Source organism: Streptomyces sp. DSM 42067, assembly GCF_055792885.1.
The window spans coordinates 4,109,067-4,125,624 of sequence record NZ_CM147706.1 but is presented as its reverse complement, the minus strand read 5'-3'; the positions used below and the strand labels follow the sequence as shown (position 1 = coordinate 4,125,624).

General features: G+C 67.7%; 14 protein-coding genes and 1 tRNA gene. 7 read left to right on the top strand and 8 right to left on the bottom strand.

Annotated features, from left to right (window positions below):
• Positions 1-182 precede the first annotated feature (182 nt).
• From ACSMXV_RS18925 to ACSMXV_RS18915, 3 genes are all read left to right on the top strand, one after another.
• On the top strand, positions 183-1,040 hold the full coding sequence (locus tag ACSMXV_RS18925) for an acyl-CoA thioester hydrolase/BAAT C-terminal domain-containing protein (RefSeq protein ID WP_473178737.1): 858 nt from the start codon (positions 183-185) through the stop codon (positions 1,038-1,040).
• Positions 1,041-1,281: 241 nt separating this feature from the next.
• Complete coding sequence (locus ACSMXV_RS18920; RefSeq protein WP_473178736.1) at positions 1,282-2,052, top strand: phytanoyl-CoA dioxygenase family protein; 771 nt, start codon at positions 1,282-1,284, stop codon at positions 2,050-2,052.
• 369 nt (positions 2,053-2,421) lie between these two features.
• The gene (locus ACSMXV_RS18915; RefSeq protein WP_473178735.1) at positions 2,422-3,105 is read left to right on the top strand and encodes an IMP cyclohydrolase; all 684 of its coding nucleotides are present in this window, start codon (positions 2,422-2,424) and stop codon (positions 3,103-3,105) included.
• Positions 3,106-3,171: 66 nt separating this feature from the next.
• On the opposite strand, the gene ACSMXV_RS18910 is transcribed toward ACSMXV_RS18915, so the two are convergent.
• The 4 genes from ACSMXV_RS18910 to ACSMXV_RS18895 form a co-directional block, all read right to left on the bottom strand.
• On the bottom strand, positions 3,172-4,287 hold the full coding sequence (locus tag ACSMXV_RS18910) for a ParB/RepB/Spo0J family partition protein (protein WP_473178734.1): 1,116 nt from the start codon (positions 4,285-4,287) through the stop codon (positions 3,172-3,174).
• Positions 4,288-4,475: 188 nt separating this feature from the next.
• Positions 4,476-4,688: a hypothetical protein gene (locus tag ACSMXV_RS18905; RefSeq protein ID WP_473178733.1), complete on the bottom strand. Its 213-nt coding sequence runs from the start codon at positions 4,686-4,688 to the stop codon at positions 4,476-4,478.
• A gap of 229 nt (positions 4,689-4,917) precedes the next feature.
• Positions 4,918-5,853 carry a recombinase family protein gene (locus tag ACSMXV_RS18900; protein ID WP_473178732.1) on the bottom strand — a complete coding sequence of 312 codons (936 nt, stop codon included), beginning with the start codon at positions 5,851-5,853 and terminating at the stop codon, positions 4,918-4,920.
• Positions 5,854-6,360: 507 nt separating this feature from the next.
• Positions 6,361-6,573, bottom strand: coding sequence for a DNA-binding protein (locus ACSMXV_RS18895; protein ID WP_473178731.1), 213 nt, complete (start codon positions 6,571-6,573; stop codon positions 6,361-6,363).
• Positions 6,574-6,911: 338 nt separating this feature from the next.
• On the opposite strand from ACSMXV_RS18895, the gene ACSMXV_RS18890 reads away from it, so the two are divergent.
• The gene (locus tag ACSMXV_RS18890) at positions 6,912-8,573 is read left to right on the top strand and encodes a tyrosine-type recombinase/integrase (protein WP_473178730.1); all 1,662 of its coding nucleotides are present in this window, start codon (positions 6,912-6,914) and stop codon (positions 8,571-8,573) included.
• A 93-nt stretch (positions 8,574-8,666) separates the two neighbouring features.
• On the opposite strand, the gene ACSMXV_RS18885 is transcribed toward ACSMXV_RS18890, so the two are convergent.
• The 3 genes from ACSMXV_RS18885 to ACSMXV_RS18875 all read right to left on the bottom strand — a co-directional run bounded on the left by ACSMXV_RS18885 (position 8,667) and on the right by ACSMXV_RS18875 (position 11,074).
• Positions 8,667-8,742, bottom strand: a tRNA-Arg gene (locus ACSMXV_RS18885).
• Positions 8,743-8,826: 84 nt separating this feature from the next.
• Positions 8,827-9,837 (bottom strand): ABC transporter permease, encoded by a 1,011-nt coding sequence (locus tag ACSMXV_RS18880; RefSeq protein WP_473178729.1) that lies wholly within the window; start codon positions 9,835-9,837, stop codon positions 8,827-8,829.
• A gap of 61 nt (positions 9,838-9,898) precedes the next feature.
• Positions 9,899-11,074 carry a substrate-binding domain-containing protein gene (locus tag ACSMXV_RS18875; RefSeq protein WP_473178728.1) on the bottom strand — a complete coding sequence of 392 codons (1,176 nt, stop codon included), beginning with the start codon at positions 11,072-11,074 and terminating at the stop codon, positions 9,899-9,901.
• 349 nt (positions 11,075-11,423) lie between these two features.
• On the opposite strand from ACSMXV_RS18875, the gene ACSMXV_RS18870 reads away from it, so the two are divergent.
• The gene (locus tag ACSMXV_RS18870; protein ID WP_473178727.1) at positions 11,424-12,185 is read left to right on the top strand and encodes an ATP-binding cassette domain-containing protein; all 762 of its coding nucleotides are present in this window, start codon (positions 11,424-11,426) and stop codon (positions 12,183-12,185) included.
• Positions 12,186-12,363: 178 nt separating this feature from the next.
• Here ACSMXV_RS18870 and ACSMXV_RS18865 read toward each other — a convergent pair whose 3' ends face one another.
• Positions 12,364-13,647 (bottom strand): M6 family metalloprotease domain-containing protein, encoded by a 1,284-nt coding sequence (locus ACSMXV_RS18865; RefSeq protein WP_473178726.1) that lies wholly within the window; start codon positions 13,645-13,647, stop codon positions 12,364-12,366.
• Between the two features lie 426 nt (positions 13,648-14,073).
• Here ACSMXV_RS18865 and ACSMXV_RS18860 point away from each other — a divergent pair, with 426 nt between their 5' ends.
• Together ACSMXV_RS18860 and ACSMXV_RS18855 are read left to right on the top strand one after the other, a co-directional pair.
• Positions 14,074-14,721, top strand: a complete 648-nt coding sequence (locus ACSMXV_RS18860) for a TetR/AcrR family transcriptional regulator (protein WP_473178997.1) — start codon at positions 14,074-14,076, stop codon at positions 14,719-14,721.
• A gap of 264 nt (positions 14,722-14,985) precedes the next feature.
• Positions 14,986-16,533 (top strand): MFS transporter, encoded by a 1,548-nt coding sequence (locus tag ACSMXV_RS18855; RefSeq protein WP_473178725.1) that lies wholly within the window; start codon positions 14,986-14,988, stop codon positions 16,531-16,533.
• Positions 16,534-16,558 lie beyond the last annotated feature (25 nt).

The window sequence follows — 16,558 nt, the reverse complement described above, 5'->3', positions numbered from 1 at the left end:
CATTCCGTGGACGGTTGGTGAAGATCGGGCGACTTGACGTGGCCCCGGAGGGCGGCGTCATTGGGGACCGCGGGATTGCCGCTCTCGGCGGCTATGCGGGGCGGGTGCGGTCGGTCCGGGGAGGAGCGGCAAAGCCGATTAGGCTGCGCTGACAGGCTGAGACGGACCGACAGGTGGGCCAGGTGGATGTCATCGAGCGCGAGCTGACCGACCCCTGGGAAGGCGTTCTGGTCGCTCCCGCCTGCGGCAGCGATATCGGCGTTCTGGTTCTGGCGGGTTCCAGCGGGCGCGTCGACCGGGAGAGAGCACGCATCCTCGCCGAGCAGGGCATGGCGGCCTTGTCGATCCGCTGGTTCGGCGGGCCGGGGCAATCCCCAGGAATCTGCGAGATCCCCCTGGAGACCTTCACCACCGCCGTCGACTTCCTCCAAACGAACGGCGCAGAACGCATCGGCATCCTAGGCGTCTCGAAGGGAGCTGAGGCAGCTCTGCTCACGGCAGTGCACGATCAGCGCGTGGACGTTGTCATCGCGCTGTCGCCCACGTCTCGCGTCTGGTGCAACGTGGGACCAGGCCGTGACGGAGCGCAGCGCCCCTATCGATCATCCTGGACGTGGCGAGAGCAGGCGCTTCCTTTCATCCCGATGGATGATTCCTGGACTCCCGCAGAGCCGGGCAACGGGCCGGTCGCCATCCGCGGATGGTACGAACGCAGCGAGCTGACCTTCGCTCACCTGCTCCCTCCAGCGGAGATCCCCGCGGACAAGGCCCGGGCCGATCTCCTGCTGGTCGCAGGCGGCGACGACGCGATGTGGCCGTCCCTTCCCTTTGCCGGACAACTGGCCAGGCGCCGACGCTCAGCCGGGGCCACCGTGCGTCTGATCGCCCGCCACGATGCCGGCCACCGCCCGCGGCTTCCAGGCGAGAGCCTTGCGTCGGCATCCCCGCAATTCCTCTACGGAGGCACACCCGAAGCTGACGCGCTCTTGGGGGCGGCTGCCTGGCCCCACATCCTCAACACGCTTCGTAGCGACGGCTGACCCTCCCTGGTGTTGATCGCGTCCGACGTTGAGAAGCCGTCTCCTACTTCGTCCCGTTGTGCCTGTTCGCCTTGGTGCGGGCCAGGCAGTAGGAGTCGGTGCTGTTGGTAATGACGGCTATTCATGAGGGGTGAGTTAGCAGGGGTGGGCAGCTTCGGTATGCCCAGCGGCCCCGGTCTCCTGCGCATGTTCCTGCAAAAAAGCCATTGGTGTGACCGTGGGCTCTTGGCAGTCTGGGATCATGTTGACGGACGACCAGGTCACCCGATTCATCGAGGACGGCTTCGTCAAGGTCGAGCAGGCGTTCCCCGAGGAGGTGGCCGCTGAGTGCCGGGCGATCCTCTGGAGGGAGACCGGATGCGACCCCGACGACCCGGCCACCTGGACCAAGCCGGTGATCAGAATCAACGGGCATACTGAAAGACCGTTTCGGACCGCCGCCAACAGCCCTCGGCTGACCGCGGCGTTCGACCGGCTGGTTGGGCCGGGCCGCTGGACGCCACGCGGCGGGCTCGGCACGTTTCCGATCCGGTTTCCCAGCGCCGAGCCACCCGGCGACGACGGATGGCACCTCGACGCGAGCTTCCAAGACGATGCCGACCCGGCCGACTACTTCAGCTACCGCGTCAACGTGGCCTCCAAGGGACGGGCCCTGCTCATGCTCTTCCTCTTCTCCGAGATCGACGAGAACGAAGCGCCCACCCGCATCCGGGCAGGCTCGCACCTCGACGTGGCACCCCTGCTGGCACCCTACGGCGAGGACGGCCTGACGATGATGGACATCTCGACGCGGGCCGTACCGGCGACCGAGCACCGTCCGGTCACCTTCGCTACTGGCCGGCCCGGTGATGTCTACCTGTGCCACCCGTTGCTGGTACACGCCGCTCAATCGCACCACGGTACCCGGCCGCGGTTCCTCGCCCAGCCGCCCTTGGACCCGGCCGAGCCGTACGACGTAGACCACGGGACCTCGCCGGTCGAGCAGGCGATCCGCCGCGGCCTGGGCCGGTAGTCACGGCTACATCAGTGTCGGATCGTGTGCCAAGCGTGGTGCCCGAGGCGTTCGCCGTTCGGTCTCGATAATCGTGCCGTTGAAGGTGATCCTGTGGGACCGCGGCTTCCCCTGTGGCGCGCTGCGCCTGGGAGACCGAAGGAGTATGAGCACGCTGCCACCGGCCCACGCTTCAGCCGTTACCGACGTTGAGCACGGCAGTCCCGCTCTGGAGCGACCTCGTGGGCGACCTGGCGGAACGGGCGCCTACCTGTGGACGGCAGAATGTGCTACCGAACGGCTGGCCCGGCTGGACGTGCCGCTCACCATGCTGCCTACCACCAACGAGCTCTGAATGATGAGCTCGGAGTCATGAAGAGAGCCTGATCCATGCCAGACCTGAAGACTCTCCTGTCCTCGAACCCATACCCCGGGCGAGGCGTGCTCTGCGCCCGGACCCGGTCGGGCGCGGTCCTCGGCGGCTACTTCCTCACCGGCCGCAGCGCCGCGTCCAAGGACCGGGCGCTGCGGGTGGAGGGCGACGAGTTGGTGGTGGGGCCGCTCGCTCCCACCAAGCACGACCCGCTGCGGCACTACGCCGCCGCCCTCTCCACCGACGATTGGTTGGTCTTCGGCAACGGCGAACAGGTTTCCCAGGTGGCCGAGCGGCTGCGCAACGGTGCCTCGGCCGCTGATTCGCTGGGCGGGCTGGAGTACGAACCCGACCCCCCGATCCGTACTTCGCGGATCACCGCGCTGCTCAGCCGCGACGGCGGCCACACGGCAGTGTTCGGCGCCGCCCGCCCAAGCAGCGGCTCCCGTCTATCCACCAACGTCATGACGCTCACCGTGCAGGACCTAGAGTCGGGCGAGGCTGTGCTTTTGACTACCTATCGTTCGGACGGCCAGACCGTCGCGGTGGCCACGCCCTTCGAGGAAAGGACGGTCACCGCGAACGACGGCCGCGAGCTGCTTGACGAGATCTGCTCGGCACTGAACCCGGAGTTCCGGATCGCAGCCGTCGTCCTGGACCCGAATCAGGGCCCGGCTACGGCGATTCAGCGCTCAGCCTGAAACTCCCGTCCCGCCACACGCAAAAGCGGCTGGCACCCCAACCCGTGGGGGCCCAGCCGCTTCCCGTCAGGCCGCCGCCGCAGACTCTTCCGCCTCCTGCTCGGCCGCCGTCGTCAGTTCCGCCAGTTCCGCTTCGGCCTCGGCCAGCTCCGCCTCCGTAGGCTCCTGCTCCACATCGCCATCGGCCATGGCCTCCGCCTCCTGCGCGGCCTCGGCCGCCTCGCCCTCACCGGCCTGCGTCTCCGGCTCGACCTCCAGCTCGGGGCGCACCTCCAGCTGCTTCGCCTCGGACATCGCCTTCGCCTTGCGAAGCTTCTTCGCCGCCTCGGCCGCTGCCTTGCGTACGCGCTCCACCGCGTCCAGGTGCTTGCCGACCTCGCCTTCGAACAGTTCGGCCAGCTCCTCCGGGGTCTTCTTGGCCAGCTCTGCCAGGAGGGTCCCGGCCCTCTCGACGTGGTCGACCTTGCCCTTGGCCTGCTTGCGCTCCTTGGCCTTCTCCTCCTTCTCCTTCTCCGACAGCTCCTTCTCGGAGAAGAAGCCCTCCTGCTTCTCCTTCATCCGCAGAGCCTGCGCGAACGTGGAGGCGTCGGTCTCCGACTTGAAGTCACCCTTCATGTACCGGGTGACGGCCGCCTTCTGGTTCGCTGTCGAAAGCCGGGAGAGGTGCCAGGCGAAGTCCGGCTTGATCTTCCCGTCCGCCACCAGAGCAGCAATGTCGGTCGTCAGGTTGAGAAGGTCCATCCGCCATTTCACGTAGTCCGGCGTCTTGCCGAACATCTCCGCGATGCGCTCTGCCGAGTGCCCGAATCCGACCAGGTCCGCGTACGCCTGCGCCTCCTCCATGAGCGTCATGTCCGCGCGGCCGACGTTCTCGGAGATGCCCATGATGAACGCGCGCTCGTCGTCGACGCTCTTCACGACCTGGGCCCTGATGGTGGCGGCGTCCTTCACCAGGTGCATCGCCCGCCAGCGCCGCTCGCCCATGATGATCTGGAACTTGCGCCTGCCCTTCGGCCGACGGAGCACGATCGGCTGGAGCTGGCCGACCTCCTCGAACTGGGCAGCCAGCTCCTTCAGCTTGGCCTCGTCGAAGAACTTGCGCGGCTGGTCAGGGTTGGGCTCGATCTGCTCGAGGGGGATATCCAGGACCTCGGCCTTGGTGGTGGTGCTGGTGGCGCTCACGATGTCGCTCCCTCTGCTCGCACTCTGAGGAGGTCTCAAAGAAGGGATTTCTTTGAGGTGATGACATCACTTTATTTTTCAACGATTTCTGCCGTCAAGTCTTTTACGTAAAGGAACCAGAAGAGGCAGGCGGCCTCGCCCGGCCCCCTGTGGTTGGTGACCGGGGCGAGGAGCACCTCACTGCACCTTCACTTTGTCTCCACGGATCCGGGAGGCAAATGAGAGCCGCTCACCCTCACGGGCTCGTCAGCTTCAACGTCCCCGCCCCCCAGGGCGATGAATGCGGCCACCAGATCGAACCCCTCCTCATCTCTGTGGCCCGGCGTGAGGTCGCCCCGCATCTCCCGCTCGTCGGCCGCCGAGGCGGCACCCTTCTTCGCCGACGAGCCACGCGCCTTCACGTTTCAACTCCTCTGGCCATGCGCAGAGTCCAACCCCACGCTGTGATCCACCACCCGAAACGGCGACGGCTCGAGTGGCACACGCCTTTGGCGTGCGCCAGTAGCGCTACCGGGCGATGTCGCGTCAGGGTATGCCGGTCCATCAGAGACGCGCAAACATCTGTTCGATATTTGATAAGAGTGTCCTGAGACGTCCCTGAGCAGGCAATTTCCCTGCGAGTCAGGCAAGTTAGCGGTACGTGATATTGAAGCGTTCTTCGTCGAACCTGTTGGAGCCGCGCCGTGCGGCGGGCTCAACCCTCACCTCGGCAACCATCAGCTGCACCAGCACACGTCGCTGCTCCGCGCCCGCCGCCTTGTGCCACCACTCAGTCAGGCCCTCCTCGGTCAACTCCGGGAGTGCCTCGACGTACTTACCCCGCCGTTGGATCTCCAACATGGACCTCCTGAGCCGGTCCAGCTCCTTCTTCGCAGCCTGGAAGTCCTTGACGGTCAGCTCGTTCGCGCCGAGCGCCTTGGACAACTCCTCCTTGCGTGCGTCCAGTCCATCCAGCGTGCGGGTGGCCTCCTCGGCCTGCTTCAGGACCTGGTCCCGCAGCGCCGCGAGCTTCCGCAGCGTGTTGGGGCGCGACAGCCTGGCCAGCACCCGATCCGAGACGTATGCGTCGAGCGGCGGCGCCGAGATCCAGATCTTCCCGCACCCCTCGGCCTCGCACATGTAGCCGCGGGCGCCCTTGGAGCTGGAGCGCGATACCAACTCCGCGCCGCACAGGTCGCACACTGCCGTCCCACTCGACAGCAGGTACACGTGCTGGGGCACCTTGCCGCGCTCTTTCTTGGAGAAGTACTCGTCCAACGCCTCGAACATCTTGCGAGCCTCGGACCTGTCGCTACTCAGAAGCGGGTCCGCGGGCCCCTCGACCAACTCGCCCTCGGCGTTGCGGCGCAGACCGGCGACAGCAGGGTTGCGGAGTCGGCGCCGCAACGTGGTCGGCGACCAGGGGCGCCCGAACACGGTCGGGCCGGCCTCCTGGGTCATCCAGTCCGCGACGCTGCCGAGCGTCGCCCCCTCCTCCTCGAGCAGCTTCCGCGCGGCGGCGAACAGGTACTCGGCCTCATGTGGCACCCGAGTGATGCCGTCGTTTTGGTGCCCGTACGCCCTCATGGTGTTCTCCAGCCCAATGTCCCCACTTACACGACAAAGGGTATGACAAGTCCCTCCACTGTCACCCCTAGATGCAGTTCCCCCGGCCTATCTCGCCAGATAACCCGAGGCGGACTGTAGTGACGTCGTGATGCCACGTCTACGCCTCCCAGGCGGCTGCACAATCGGTCGCCTGAGGCGTCTATTCCCGCAGGTCAGCCCATAGATCCAACTTGCTGACACCGCCGTACGCTATTGCGTACGCAATACCTTATGCGATTGCGCAGGTCGGAGCGGGGCAACTCGCATAACGGGAGGTCGCCCGCAGCGGTTTCACCACGCCGCGGAGACCTGGGGTATCTGTGTCCAAGTTGCACATGACATGGCAGCTGTCACAGTAACTTGAGCCGTGCCCGCCCTGTGGAGACAAATCAACGCCAACCATCAAGGTGCGGACCAGAGAGCAGGCGTCGTCCAAGTGGCGCCCCGCGGACCGATCACGGCCTCGCGGGGCGCCCTCCGCCACCGCTACGGCGTCGTCGGCCATTCCGGGCTCACTGCGACTGCCGCCCACAAGTCCGCGGTGATCACTCGCTTCACATTGCCGTACGCCTGTACCGGCACGGGGAACTCGCCGGCATTGACCAAGTCGTACGTCTTGTTCCGGCCCAGGCCGAACACCTTGCCGGCAGTCAGAACGTCGACGGTCACCGGCAGGGCCAGCAGTTCGTCGCGGGTCACGCGGACATCACCGCCGATGTGACGCAAAGGCTGGCCGAAAAGCGTCGATCAAGCATGTTCGGGCACTCCCGTTCCGCCCCCGCGCCTCCCAGGCAGCCCCAGATGACTCTAGATTCTCCTCGGGCGAGCAACAAGGTCCGGAGTGCTCCGCGGGTGCCAGGGCCCAGGCTCTGTCTCCACGGGTGTTCTGTGTGCCGTCATGGCGCGCACAGCTCTGTGATCCAGTAGATCAGGGCAGCCCGGCTGGATGGCGAAGCGTTCATCTATGTGATCACTCCTTCTGTCTCCACATATGATCGCCATGCTTCATGGCTGCCCGCACAGCATGGGAGGGATGCGTGTTCAAGGGATCCGTCTACCGGCGCTGCACCTGCAGGGCGCCAGTCACCGACGACAACGGCCAACCAGTCCTCGGCCCCGACGGCCGACCTAAGACGAGGGAACTCGGCCCGGCCTGCCCAGACTTGGGCAAGCGCGACCACGGCAGCTGGTTCTACTACGTCGAACTCCCCGCAGGCCCCGGAGGAAAGCGCCGAAGGCCCCGCAAGGGAGGCTTCCCCACGCAGAAGAAGGCCCAGGAGGCGGCCCAGAAGCTCTGGGACGAAGCCCAGGGCGGCATCGATGTCGACTCCAAGGAGACCGTCGAGCAGTACCTCCGCCGCTGGCTCAAGAAGCGCGTCGACCTCAAGCGCACCACTCGCGGCGACTACGAGGACTTCATCAACCGCGTCTTCGTCCCCGCCCTCGGCCACCTCACCATGCGCGACCTGCGAACGCGCCACATCCAGGCGATGTTCGAGGAGATCTGGGCACAGAACGAGGTCAAGGCCGCCAACCGCCTCGCCGCTCAGCAGGCCAAAGCCGAGTGCGTAGCCGCGCACCAAGCCTGGAAGCAGGCCGCCAAGCCTCGACCGCCCCACCTGCGTCCCCGCTGGAAGGCCGCCCAGGCAGCTCTCAAGGAAGCCAACGCCAAGCCCCGCCAGAACACGGGACCCGGCACGCAGAAGAGGTACCTCGATACCCTCTCGGCCGCCCTTGGCGACGCGGTCAAGGAAAAGCTCATCACCGAGAACTGGGCGGACGAGGTCGTCATCCCCAAGTACCGCAGACCCGACCCGCTCGTGTGGACCGCCGAACGCGTGGCCCGCTGGCGCGAGACCGGCGAGAAGCCCGGCCCCGTCATGGTCTGGACCCCGGAGCAGACCGGCGAGTTCCTCGACGCGGCCGTCGAGCACCGGCTCTACGTCATGTGGCACCTCATGATCTTCCGCGCACCGCGGCGCGGCGAGGCCACCGGACTGCCCTGGTCCGAGGTCGACATGACCAAGGGCCGCGCCAACATCGTCGAACAGCTCGTCTCCGACTCCTCCTACAGCGTGTGGGAGGACACCCCCAAGAGCCGCAGCGGCAGACGCACCATCACCCTCGACTCCGCGACCTTCGCCCTCATGACAGCCTGGCGCGACGTGCAGAAGGCCCAGCGCGAGGAGTGGGAACGCAAGCACCGGAAAGACCCGAAGAAGTACGGGCCGTACGTCGACAGCGGCTACGTCTTCACCCAGGCCGACGGCCGCCCCTGGCACCCCGACAACGTCAGCCAAGCCTTCGAGCGGCTCATCAAACGGCTCGGCCTGCCACCCGTTCGCCTCCACGACCTACGACACTGCGCGGCCTCCCTGAGCCTCGCCGCGGGCCTCTCCATGAAGGCCATCCAGGCACTCCTCGGGCACGCCTCCTACTCGCTCACCGCGGACACCTACACCTCGCTCATGCCGCAGTTTGAGAAGGACGCCGCCGACGCGCCCGTCGCGCTGGTGCCCCGCAAGAGTGGGTCGCAGGTCGACAACTCTGCTACCACTCAGGCGACTCCGGCGACGCAGCCAAAGGAGCCCTCGGCCGATGGAGGAGGAGAGGCCGTCACCGAACGGCCCTCCAAGCTGTACCTCATCAAGGCCGATGGGAGCGGGGACAGCAGAAGCAGTGACCAGGACGTCGCCTAGCGTTACGTCCCCGCACTGTCCCCGCACACATGAAAACGGCCCCTCGGAAGATCATTCCGAGGGGCCGTTCGATGCTCCGTGCCTGGTCAGGCATGGTGCCCCCGGCAGGATTCGAACCTGCGACACCCGCTTTAGGAGAGCGGTGCTCTATCCCCTGAGCTACGAAGGCGCGATCCACAGCGTACCGGATGGCGGCTTGGGTGGGTGGTGAGGATTCGGCCCCTGGGAGGGCGTCGGTCCCTAGAAACCGCCGTCATCGGGTGGGGCCTCTTCGCAGGACCTTGTCGATGCCTACTGCCACGATGACGAGGGTGCCGGTCGCTACGTCCTGGTAGAGGCTGTCGATGCCTGCATGGGTGAGGCCGGAGCGGAGCACGCTGACGATCAGTGTGCCGATGAGGGTTCCGACGACGCCTCCGCGGCCACCGAACAGGCTTGTTCCGCCGATGACGACGGCGGTGATGCTCTCCAGGTTCGCGGTCTGGTAGGCGTTCGGGTCGGCGTTGGGGATGCGGCCGAGGGCCTGCCAGGCCGCGAAGCCGTAGAGCAGCCCGGCGGTGACGTAGACCGACAGCACCGTGCGCTGCACGTTGATGCCCGTCAGGCGGGCTGACTGGGGTGCGTTGCCGACGGCGTAGACGTGGCGGCCCCAGGCGGTCTTGGCGAGCAGGTACCAGAAGAAGGCGTACAGGCCCACCAGCACGAACGTTCCCCAGGTGACGAGGGCCCCGCCGATGCGGATGCCGTTTCCCCAGAAGCGGAGCAGTTCGTCCGTCACCGGATAGCTGCGGGACTGCGAGTAGAGCCTGCTCAACGCGTAGACGACGGTCAGGATCCCCAGGGTCACGATGAACGGGGGGAGGCCGAGGCGGGTCACCAGCAGCCCGCTCACCAGTCCGATGGCCGTCGTCACGACCAGTCCTAGCAGTACTGCTGCTGCGGGATTGCCGCCCTCGAAGACGTGCCTGGCCATGATGACCGTGCCGAGGACCGCGATGGCGCCGTTGGCGAGGTCGATGCCCGCGGTGAGGATGATCAGGGACTGGCCAAGGGCCAGCGTGCCGATCACGATGGACTGCTGCAGTACCAGGGACAGGTTGGCGGGTGTCAGGAACGTTTCCGTGGCGAGTGAGAAGGCCACCACGGCGACGATCAGGGCGGCCAGGGGGCCGGCGGTCGGCATGCGCAGGGCGTACTGGAGCAGTTCCCGGCGTGAGGCAGCCGGTTCGCTCTCGGGGGCGGGCGCGGTGGCAGGTGATCTCATGGGGTGCGGTGGTCCCTTCGAACCGCTGCACGCCGGGATGACATCCCCAGCAGCCGGGATGTCATCCCCAGCATCGTTCTAGTCCCCAGGCCGTGTTCTGTGACTTCAGGCCCTTCGCCGGTTTGTCGGTGATGAGCGCCGTGCCCGTGTCCGTGAAGCCCGACGGCTTCTTCCCGCTCTTCGCGAACTCGGCGACCGCCGCCACACCGTCGTCAGCCATCCTGACCGGGAACTGCATGACAGTGGCCGCGTACTTGCCGGCCTTCACGTCGCGTACGCCCGTGCATCCGCCGTCGATGGAGCCGATGGTCACCTGGTCGGCGAGCCCGGCTTCTGAGACTGCCGCGTAGGCGCCGGCGGCCACCGGTTCGTTGATGGTGTAGATGGTGTTCGCGTCGCTCGCCCGCTGCAGCAGGCTCTCCAGCGCGGCCTGCGCGGTGTTCTGGTCGGCGTTGGTGTCCGCGCGGCCTACGATCGCCGGTGAGCCCTCCTTGAGCTTGAAGCCCTTGAGGAAACCGTCGTGGCGCTGGCGGCTGACCGAGGAGCCCTGCGTACCGTCAAGCATGATCAGCTTGGGTTCCCGGTCGCCGAGCACGGCCCTGAGGTAGGCACCCTGCAGCCGCCCCGCCTCGAAGTTGTCGGTCGCGAACGTGGCGTCCACCGCGTCCGCCGGGTCGGTCGTGGTGTCGAGTGCGATCACCAGGATTCCCTGTTGGCGGGCGTCCTCGATCGCGTCCAGGATGCCCGTCGTGTTCGACGGCGTGACGAGGATGCCCTTCGCGCCGCGGGAGACGAGGCTCTCGATCGCGGCGACCTGACCTTCGTTGTCGCCGTCGAACTTGCCGGACAGAGCGATGAGCTCGGCGTTGTGCTTCGCCGCCGCGGTCGCGGCGGCCTCGCGCATCGTCACGAAGAAGGGGTTGGTCTCGGTCTTGGTCACCAGGCCGATCGTGATCTTCTCGCCCTTCTGGCCGCCTGTGGAGTCCTGACCTCCGCCGCACGCGACGCCGCCGAGCAGCAGGACTCCTGTCGCGAGGAGTGCGAGCCCATGGCGTCGGCGCCGCTGCCGAGTGCGCTCGCGGCCTGCGGGCTTACGGTCTGCGGGCGCACGGTCCGCGCGCTTGCCGCCTGGGGGCTTACGGTCTGCGCCCTCGCGGCCTGCGGGTTCGCGACGCGCGCGCTCGCGGCCTGTGCGCTGACGGCCTGCGGGTTCGCGGCCTGTGCGGTCGTGGCCCATGGGTGACACCTCCTCCAGCCGGCGGCAGCGTCATGCGCGCTTTGTCTCGTACGCGCTTTGCGTCGTACGCGCTCTGTGTCCTGCGCGCTCTGCGTCGTACGCGCTCTGTGTCATACGAACTCTCCGTGACCTACATCATGCGTCCAGAATCTTCTGCTATGTCAGCTTGCGCCCCCTATGGCGGGCAGACGGACGGCATGCAGATCCATGGTTTGCGGCCGTGGTCGTTGAGGCGAAGGATGGTGAACGGCCTGGTAGGGAGCGCCTGCGGGGCTCGTACGGCATGAGGTCCAGGTCTCCGCCGAGGCCGTGCGGCGTCACCCCGTCGAGCGGAGAAGGTGAGGTGCCCGTGACCGCCCCGCCCCTGCTGGCGCTGCGTGGAGTCTCCAAGCGGTTCGGCGCCGTCCAGGCCCTCATGGACGTCGAGCTGGAGATCCACAGGGGTGAGGTCGTCGCGCTACTGGGCGACAACGGCGCGGGCAAGTCCACCCTCGTCAAGGTCATCTCGGGTGTCGTCCCCGCGGACAAGGGCGTCATCGAGTGGGAGGGCCGGTCTGTGCAGGTCAGGTCGCCCCGGGACGCCCAGCGTCTGGGCATCGCGACCGTCCACCAGAACCTGGCGCTGTGCGACAACCTCGATGTCGCCGAGAACCTCTTTCTCGGACGGGAGCGGCGACGCGCCGGCCCTCTGGGCAGCATCTGCAGGCTGGTCGACAGCGGCGGTATGCGGCGGGAGGCCCGCCGACAGCTCGACGAGCTGGGGATCCGCATCCCTGATGTACGTGTCCCTGTCGCCGTCCTGTCGGCAGGGCAACGGCAGAGTGTCGCGATCTCCCGTGCGCATCTCGGCGAGCCCAAGGCCGTACTCCTCGACGAGCCCACGGCCGCTCTGGGCGTCCAGCAGACCAGTCACGTACTCGATCTCGTCGACCAGCTTCGCGAGCGCGGCATCGGGGTGCTTCTGATCAGCCACAACATGGGGGACGTCAAAGCCGTCGCGGATCGGGCGGCGGTGCTGCGGCTCGGCCGCAACAACGGCTTCTTCGATGTGCCGACCACCTCTCACGACCAGATCATTTCCTCGATCACCGGTGCCACGAGCAGTGCCTGATCCCCGAGCAGTGCCTGATCCTACGAGCAGTGCCTGATCCCCGAGCAGCGCCTGATCTATCAGCCGCCGCTGATCCTGCGGCTGATCCGCCAGCAGCGACTGATCCACCAGCAGCGGCAGCTGCGGCGGGGAATCAGAGCTGCGCTCCGTCACGATCGCGTGATCGATCCGTGCTGCGTCACGATCGCGTGACCCGTACCCGGTAGTCACCCCCACTCTCAGCGCCCGCGACCGTGATCCGTACGCCGCTCTTGGCGTCGGTGAAGGTGCTGTCTGCTCCGTACGTCGCGTCGGAGAGTTCCGCGTGGACGTTGGGGCGGCGGGTGCAGCCGCCGCTGCGCGGGGTCGAGTCGACGACCGTTATCGGTCCGTGGCCCGTGTCTATGTCCGCGTCGACGCGGTAGACGAGCACTCCCGGCTTGCAGACGGCTTCGTCGTTGCCTGCCTGGGTGCGTACCTCGACGGCGTAGCCGGTCGTCTTCGTCAGAGGTATGAAGAGGAGCTTCGGGCCGCCGGAACGGGACAGGGGAGTCAGGAGGTGTTCCGATGTGCCGCGCGTGGACGCGCAGGATATCTGGGTGTTGTCGAGCCAGCCGAGCTTCCACTTGTGCCAGCCGAGCAGGTCGTTGTTGGCGCCCCAGTCCTCGCTCATGATGTCCCAGTGGCCGACGGCGCCGCCGCCCTCCTGGGTGTAGAGGTCGGGCAGTCCGAAGACGTGGCCGTTCTCGTGGGGGAGGACCCGGTAGCCGGTCTCGTCGTAGGTGCCGGAGCCGTCGTCCTGGCGGCTGTAGACGAAGGACGCGTTGGCGATCGGGACGCCGTCCGCCACCGGGGCGTCGTGGTTGCCCGCGAAGGTGACGGAGAGGACGGTGTCCAGGGCGGACGGGCCGGCGTTCGGGGTTATCAGCACGTTCACCAGGTCGTACGCACGGAAGTCCACGTCCGGGTCGGCTACGGCGACGATGTCGTCCACGAGCCGGCGATAGCCGGGGTCGAAGGGGGCGCCCCGCTGTATGCCGTAATCCGTGAACCGTTTCGGCATCCGCAGCCAGTGCCGTATGGGGGCCTCGGGGCGGTAGTCGAGACGGCCGTACGAGCTGGTGCGGAACCAGTCGCGGGTCTGCGGGAAGAACTCGGCGAGGCGGTCCGCCGCGCTGCCCTCACCGGGCACGTCGGGGAAGTCGACCATCAGATTGAGGGCCCGGACCGTGCCTGTGGAGCGTGCGTAACCGGTCGCCGTGGGCATGCCCTCGGACATCTGCACGCCTATCACGCCGTTGATCATGCAGGGGCTGAGTGCGGCGTTGCGGCCTCGGCCCATGGCTCCCGCGGCGGTGGGCGAGTCGGCCATGAGCCCGCCGGTGCTGGCCGACGTGGTCACCGCCAGGGTCAGGGCGGCAAGCGACGCAAGGACGGCGGTGCGGCGCGGGCCGCGTATCCGACGACGGCTGGTCGGCTGCATGCAGTGGCCTTCCGCTCCGCGGCAGCCGGGCCGTTCTGGCTGCTCCCTCTCGATCACCCTGTGCCGAGGGATGCGCGGGCGCCTGCTGGGTGCGCCGATCGTGGGTTTCCGGCGGGGGAGAGGGTGTGACTCGGTTCACATGGAGCGCGGGAAATAACCGGGGATCGTTTCCCCGTTTAGTCAGGTGTCCGGGCGAAACGGGGAGGGAATCCCCGGATCGCCCGACGGACGACGGATCGCCCGACGGACGACGGATCGCCCGCGGATCGCCCCGCCGCCACGGGGGACCATCCGTGGCAATCCGGGGCCACCCGGGGGTCGTTCGTCAGCCGTCAACGGAAGTCAGCCGTCCGGCGAAGTCAGCCGTCAACCGAAGTCAGCCGTCCGGCGAAGTCAGCCGCCAAGAGGAGTGCACACGTGAACGCCGTGGACGCCGCCACCGTCGCGCAGCGCCGTACGTCCCGCCCGCGGGCCGACGCCCTGCGCAACCGGGAGCGGATCGTCGCCGCCGCGCGCGAGATGTTCGTCGAGTTCGGCGCCGAGGTGCCGTTCGACGAGATCGCGCGCCGCGCCGGCGTCGGAAACGCCACGTTGTACCGGCACTTTCCCGATCGCGAGGCACTCGTACGCGAGGTCGTGTGCTCGGTCATGGACGGGACGTCGGAGCTGGCCGAGGCGGCGCTCGCCGAGGAGGGCGACGCCTTCGCGGCCCTGCGCCGCTTCGTGCACGCCGCCGCCGACGAGCGGGTCGCCGCCCTGTGCCCGATGCTCTCCGGCAGCTTCGACAAACACCACCCGGATCTGCTGGCCGCCCGCGAACGGATCGAGGCTCTCGTCGAGGCGCTCATGGAGCGGGCCCGGCGGGCCGGGCAGCTGCGCTCCGACGTCGCCGTCGGCGATCTGATGGTCGCACTCAGCCAGCTCACCAGGCCGCTGCCCGGAACCGGGTGCCTGGGCATGGACCGCTTCGTCCACCGCCATCTGCAGCTGTTCCTGGACGGTCTGCAGGCCCCCGCCCGTTCCGAACTGCCGGGCACCGCAGCCACTTTGGAGGATCTGAGGCGGCCGGACTGACACGCACCGGAATGACACGCACCGGACTGACACACACCGGACTGACACGCACCGGACCACACCGGTCCCGACCGATGGACCACACCGGACCCGACCGACACCGACCCCGATCCACAAACCAGTTCAAGCCGAGTGCGAGCCGAGTTCCATCAAGTTCCCTGCTCGGCTGATGAGTTCTGCGCGCTTCGCCCGTCAACGTTGACGAGCTCGAGCGTTACGCCCGCCGACTCCCTGCCACGTCCACGTCCCGAAGTGGGTACCTCCATGCCTGAAACCGCCAAGGCTGCTCCGCAGGCAGCAGCCTCCGCCCCCGATGCCAACCGCTGGAAAGCGCTCGTCTTCATCGCGCTCGCCCAGCTGATGGTCGTGCTCGACGCGACCATCGTGAACATCGCACTGCCCTCCGCCCAGCAGGATTTGGGCATATCCGACGGCAACCGGCAGTGGGTCATCACGGCCTACGCCCTCGCCTTCGGCGGTCTGCTGCTGTTCGGCGGCCGTATTTCCGACCTCTGGGGCCGCAAGCGCACCTTCGTGACCGGTCTGATCGGCTTCGCCGCGGCCTCCGCGCTGGGCGGTGCGGCGCAGGGCGAGGCGACGATGCTCGGCGCCCGCGCTCTGCAGGGTGTGTTCGGCGCGCTGCTGGCGCCGGCCGCGCTGTCCCTGCTCGCGGTGATGTTCACCGAGGCCAGGGAGCGCGCCAAGGCGTTCGGCATCTACGGCGCGATCGCCGGTGGCGGCGGCGCCGTGGGCCTGATCCTCGGCGGCTTCCTCACCGAGTACCTGGACTGGCGCTGGACGTTCTTCGTGAACATCCCGTTCGCCGTGGTCGCTGCCGCGGGCGCGTACTTCGTCATCCGTGAGCCCGCCGGCTCGCGCAACCGCTCGCCGCTCGACATCCCGGGCGTGGTCCTCTCCACCCTCGGTCTGGTGTCCCTGGTGTACGGCTTCACGCGCGCCGAGTCCGACGGCTGGTCGGACTCCGTGACCGTCGGCCTGTTCGTCGCGTCGGCGCTGCTGCTGGCCGCGTTCATCCTCGTCGAGTCCAAGGTCAAGGCGCCGCTGCTGCCGCTGCGCGTGCTGACCGACCGCAACCGCGGCGGCGTCTACCTGTCGCTGGGCCTCGCCGTGATCGCGATGTTCGGGCTGTTCCTCTTCCTCACGTACTACCTGCAGATCGTGAAGGGGTACTCCCCGGTCAAGACCGGCTTCGCGTTCCTGCCGATGATCGTCGGCATGATCGCCGGTTCGACGCAGATCGGCGCCCGTCTGATGACCCGGGTCGCGCCCCGTCTGCTGATGGGCCCGGGCTTCCTGGTCGCCGCGGTCGGCATGCTGCTGCTGACGCAGATGGAGATCGACTCGTCGTACGTGGGTCTGCTGCTGCCGGCACAGCTGCTGCTCGGCCTCGGTATGGGTACGGCGTTCATGCCCGCGATGTCGCTGGCCACCCATGGTGTGGAGCCGCGGGACGCCGGTGTCGCCTCCGCGATGGTCAACACCTCGCAGCAGGTGGGCGGGGCGATCGGCACAGCGCTGCTGAACACCGTCGCCGCGTCCGCGACCACCGCGTACATCAAGGACCACATCGCCACGGCGGCCTCCAGGCCGCAGCAGCAGCTGGTGCAGCTGCAGGGCATGGTGCACGGCTACACGAACGCGATCTGGTTCGCCGTCGGCATCCTGGCCGTGTCCGCGGTGATCGCGCTGACCTTCGTCAACACGGGCCGCCCGGGCGGGGCCACAGCCTCCGGGCGGGCCGACAGCGGGGACGCGCAGGACGAGGTGCACGTGCCGGTGGTCGCGCACTAGTCCGGCGTACGGGCACCTGAGGCCC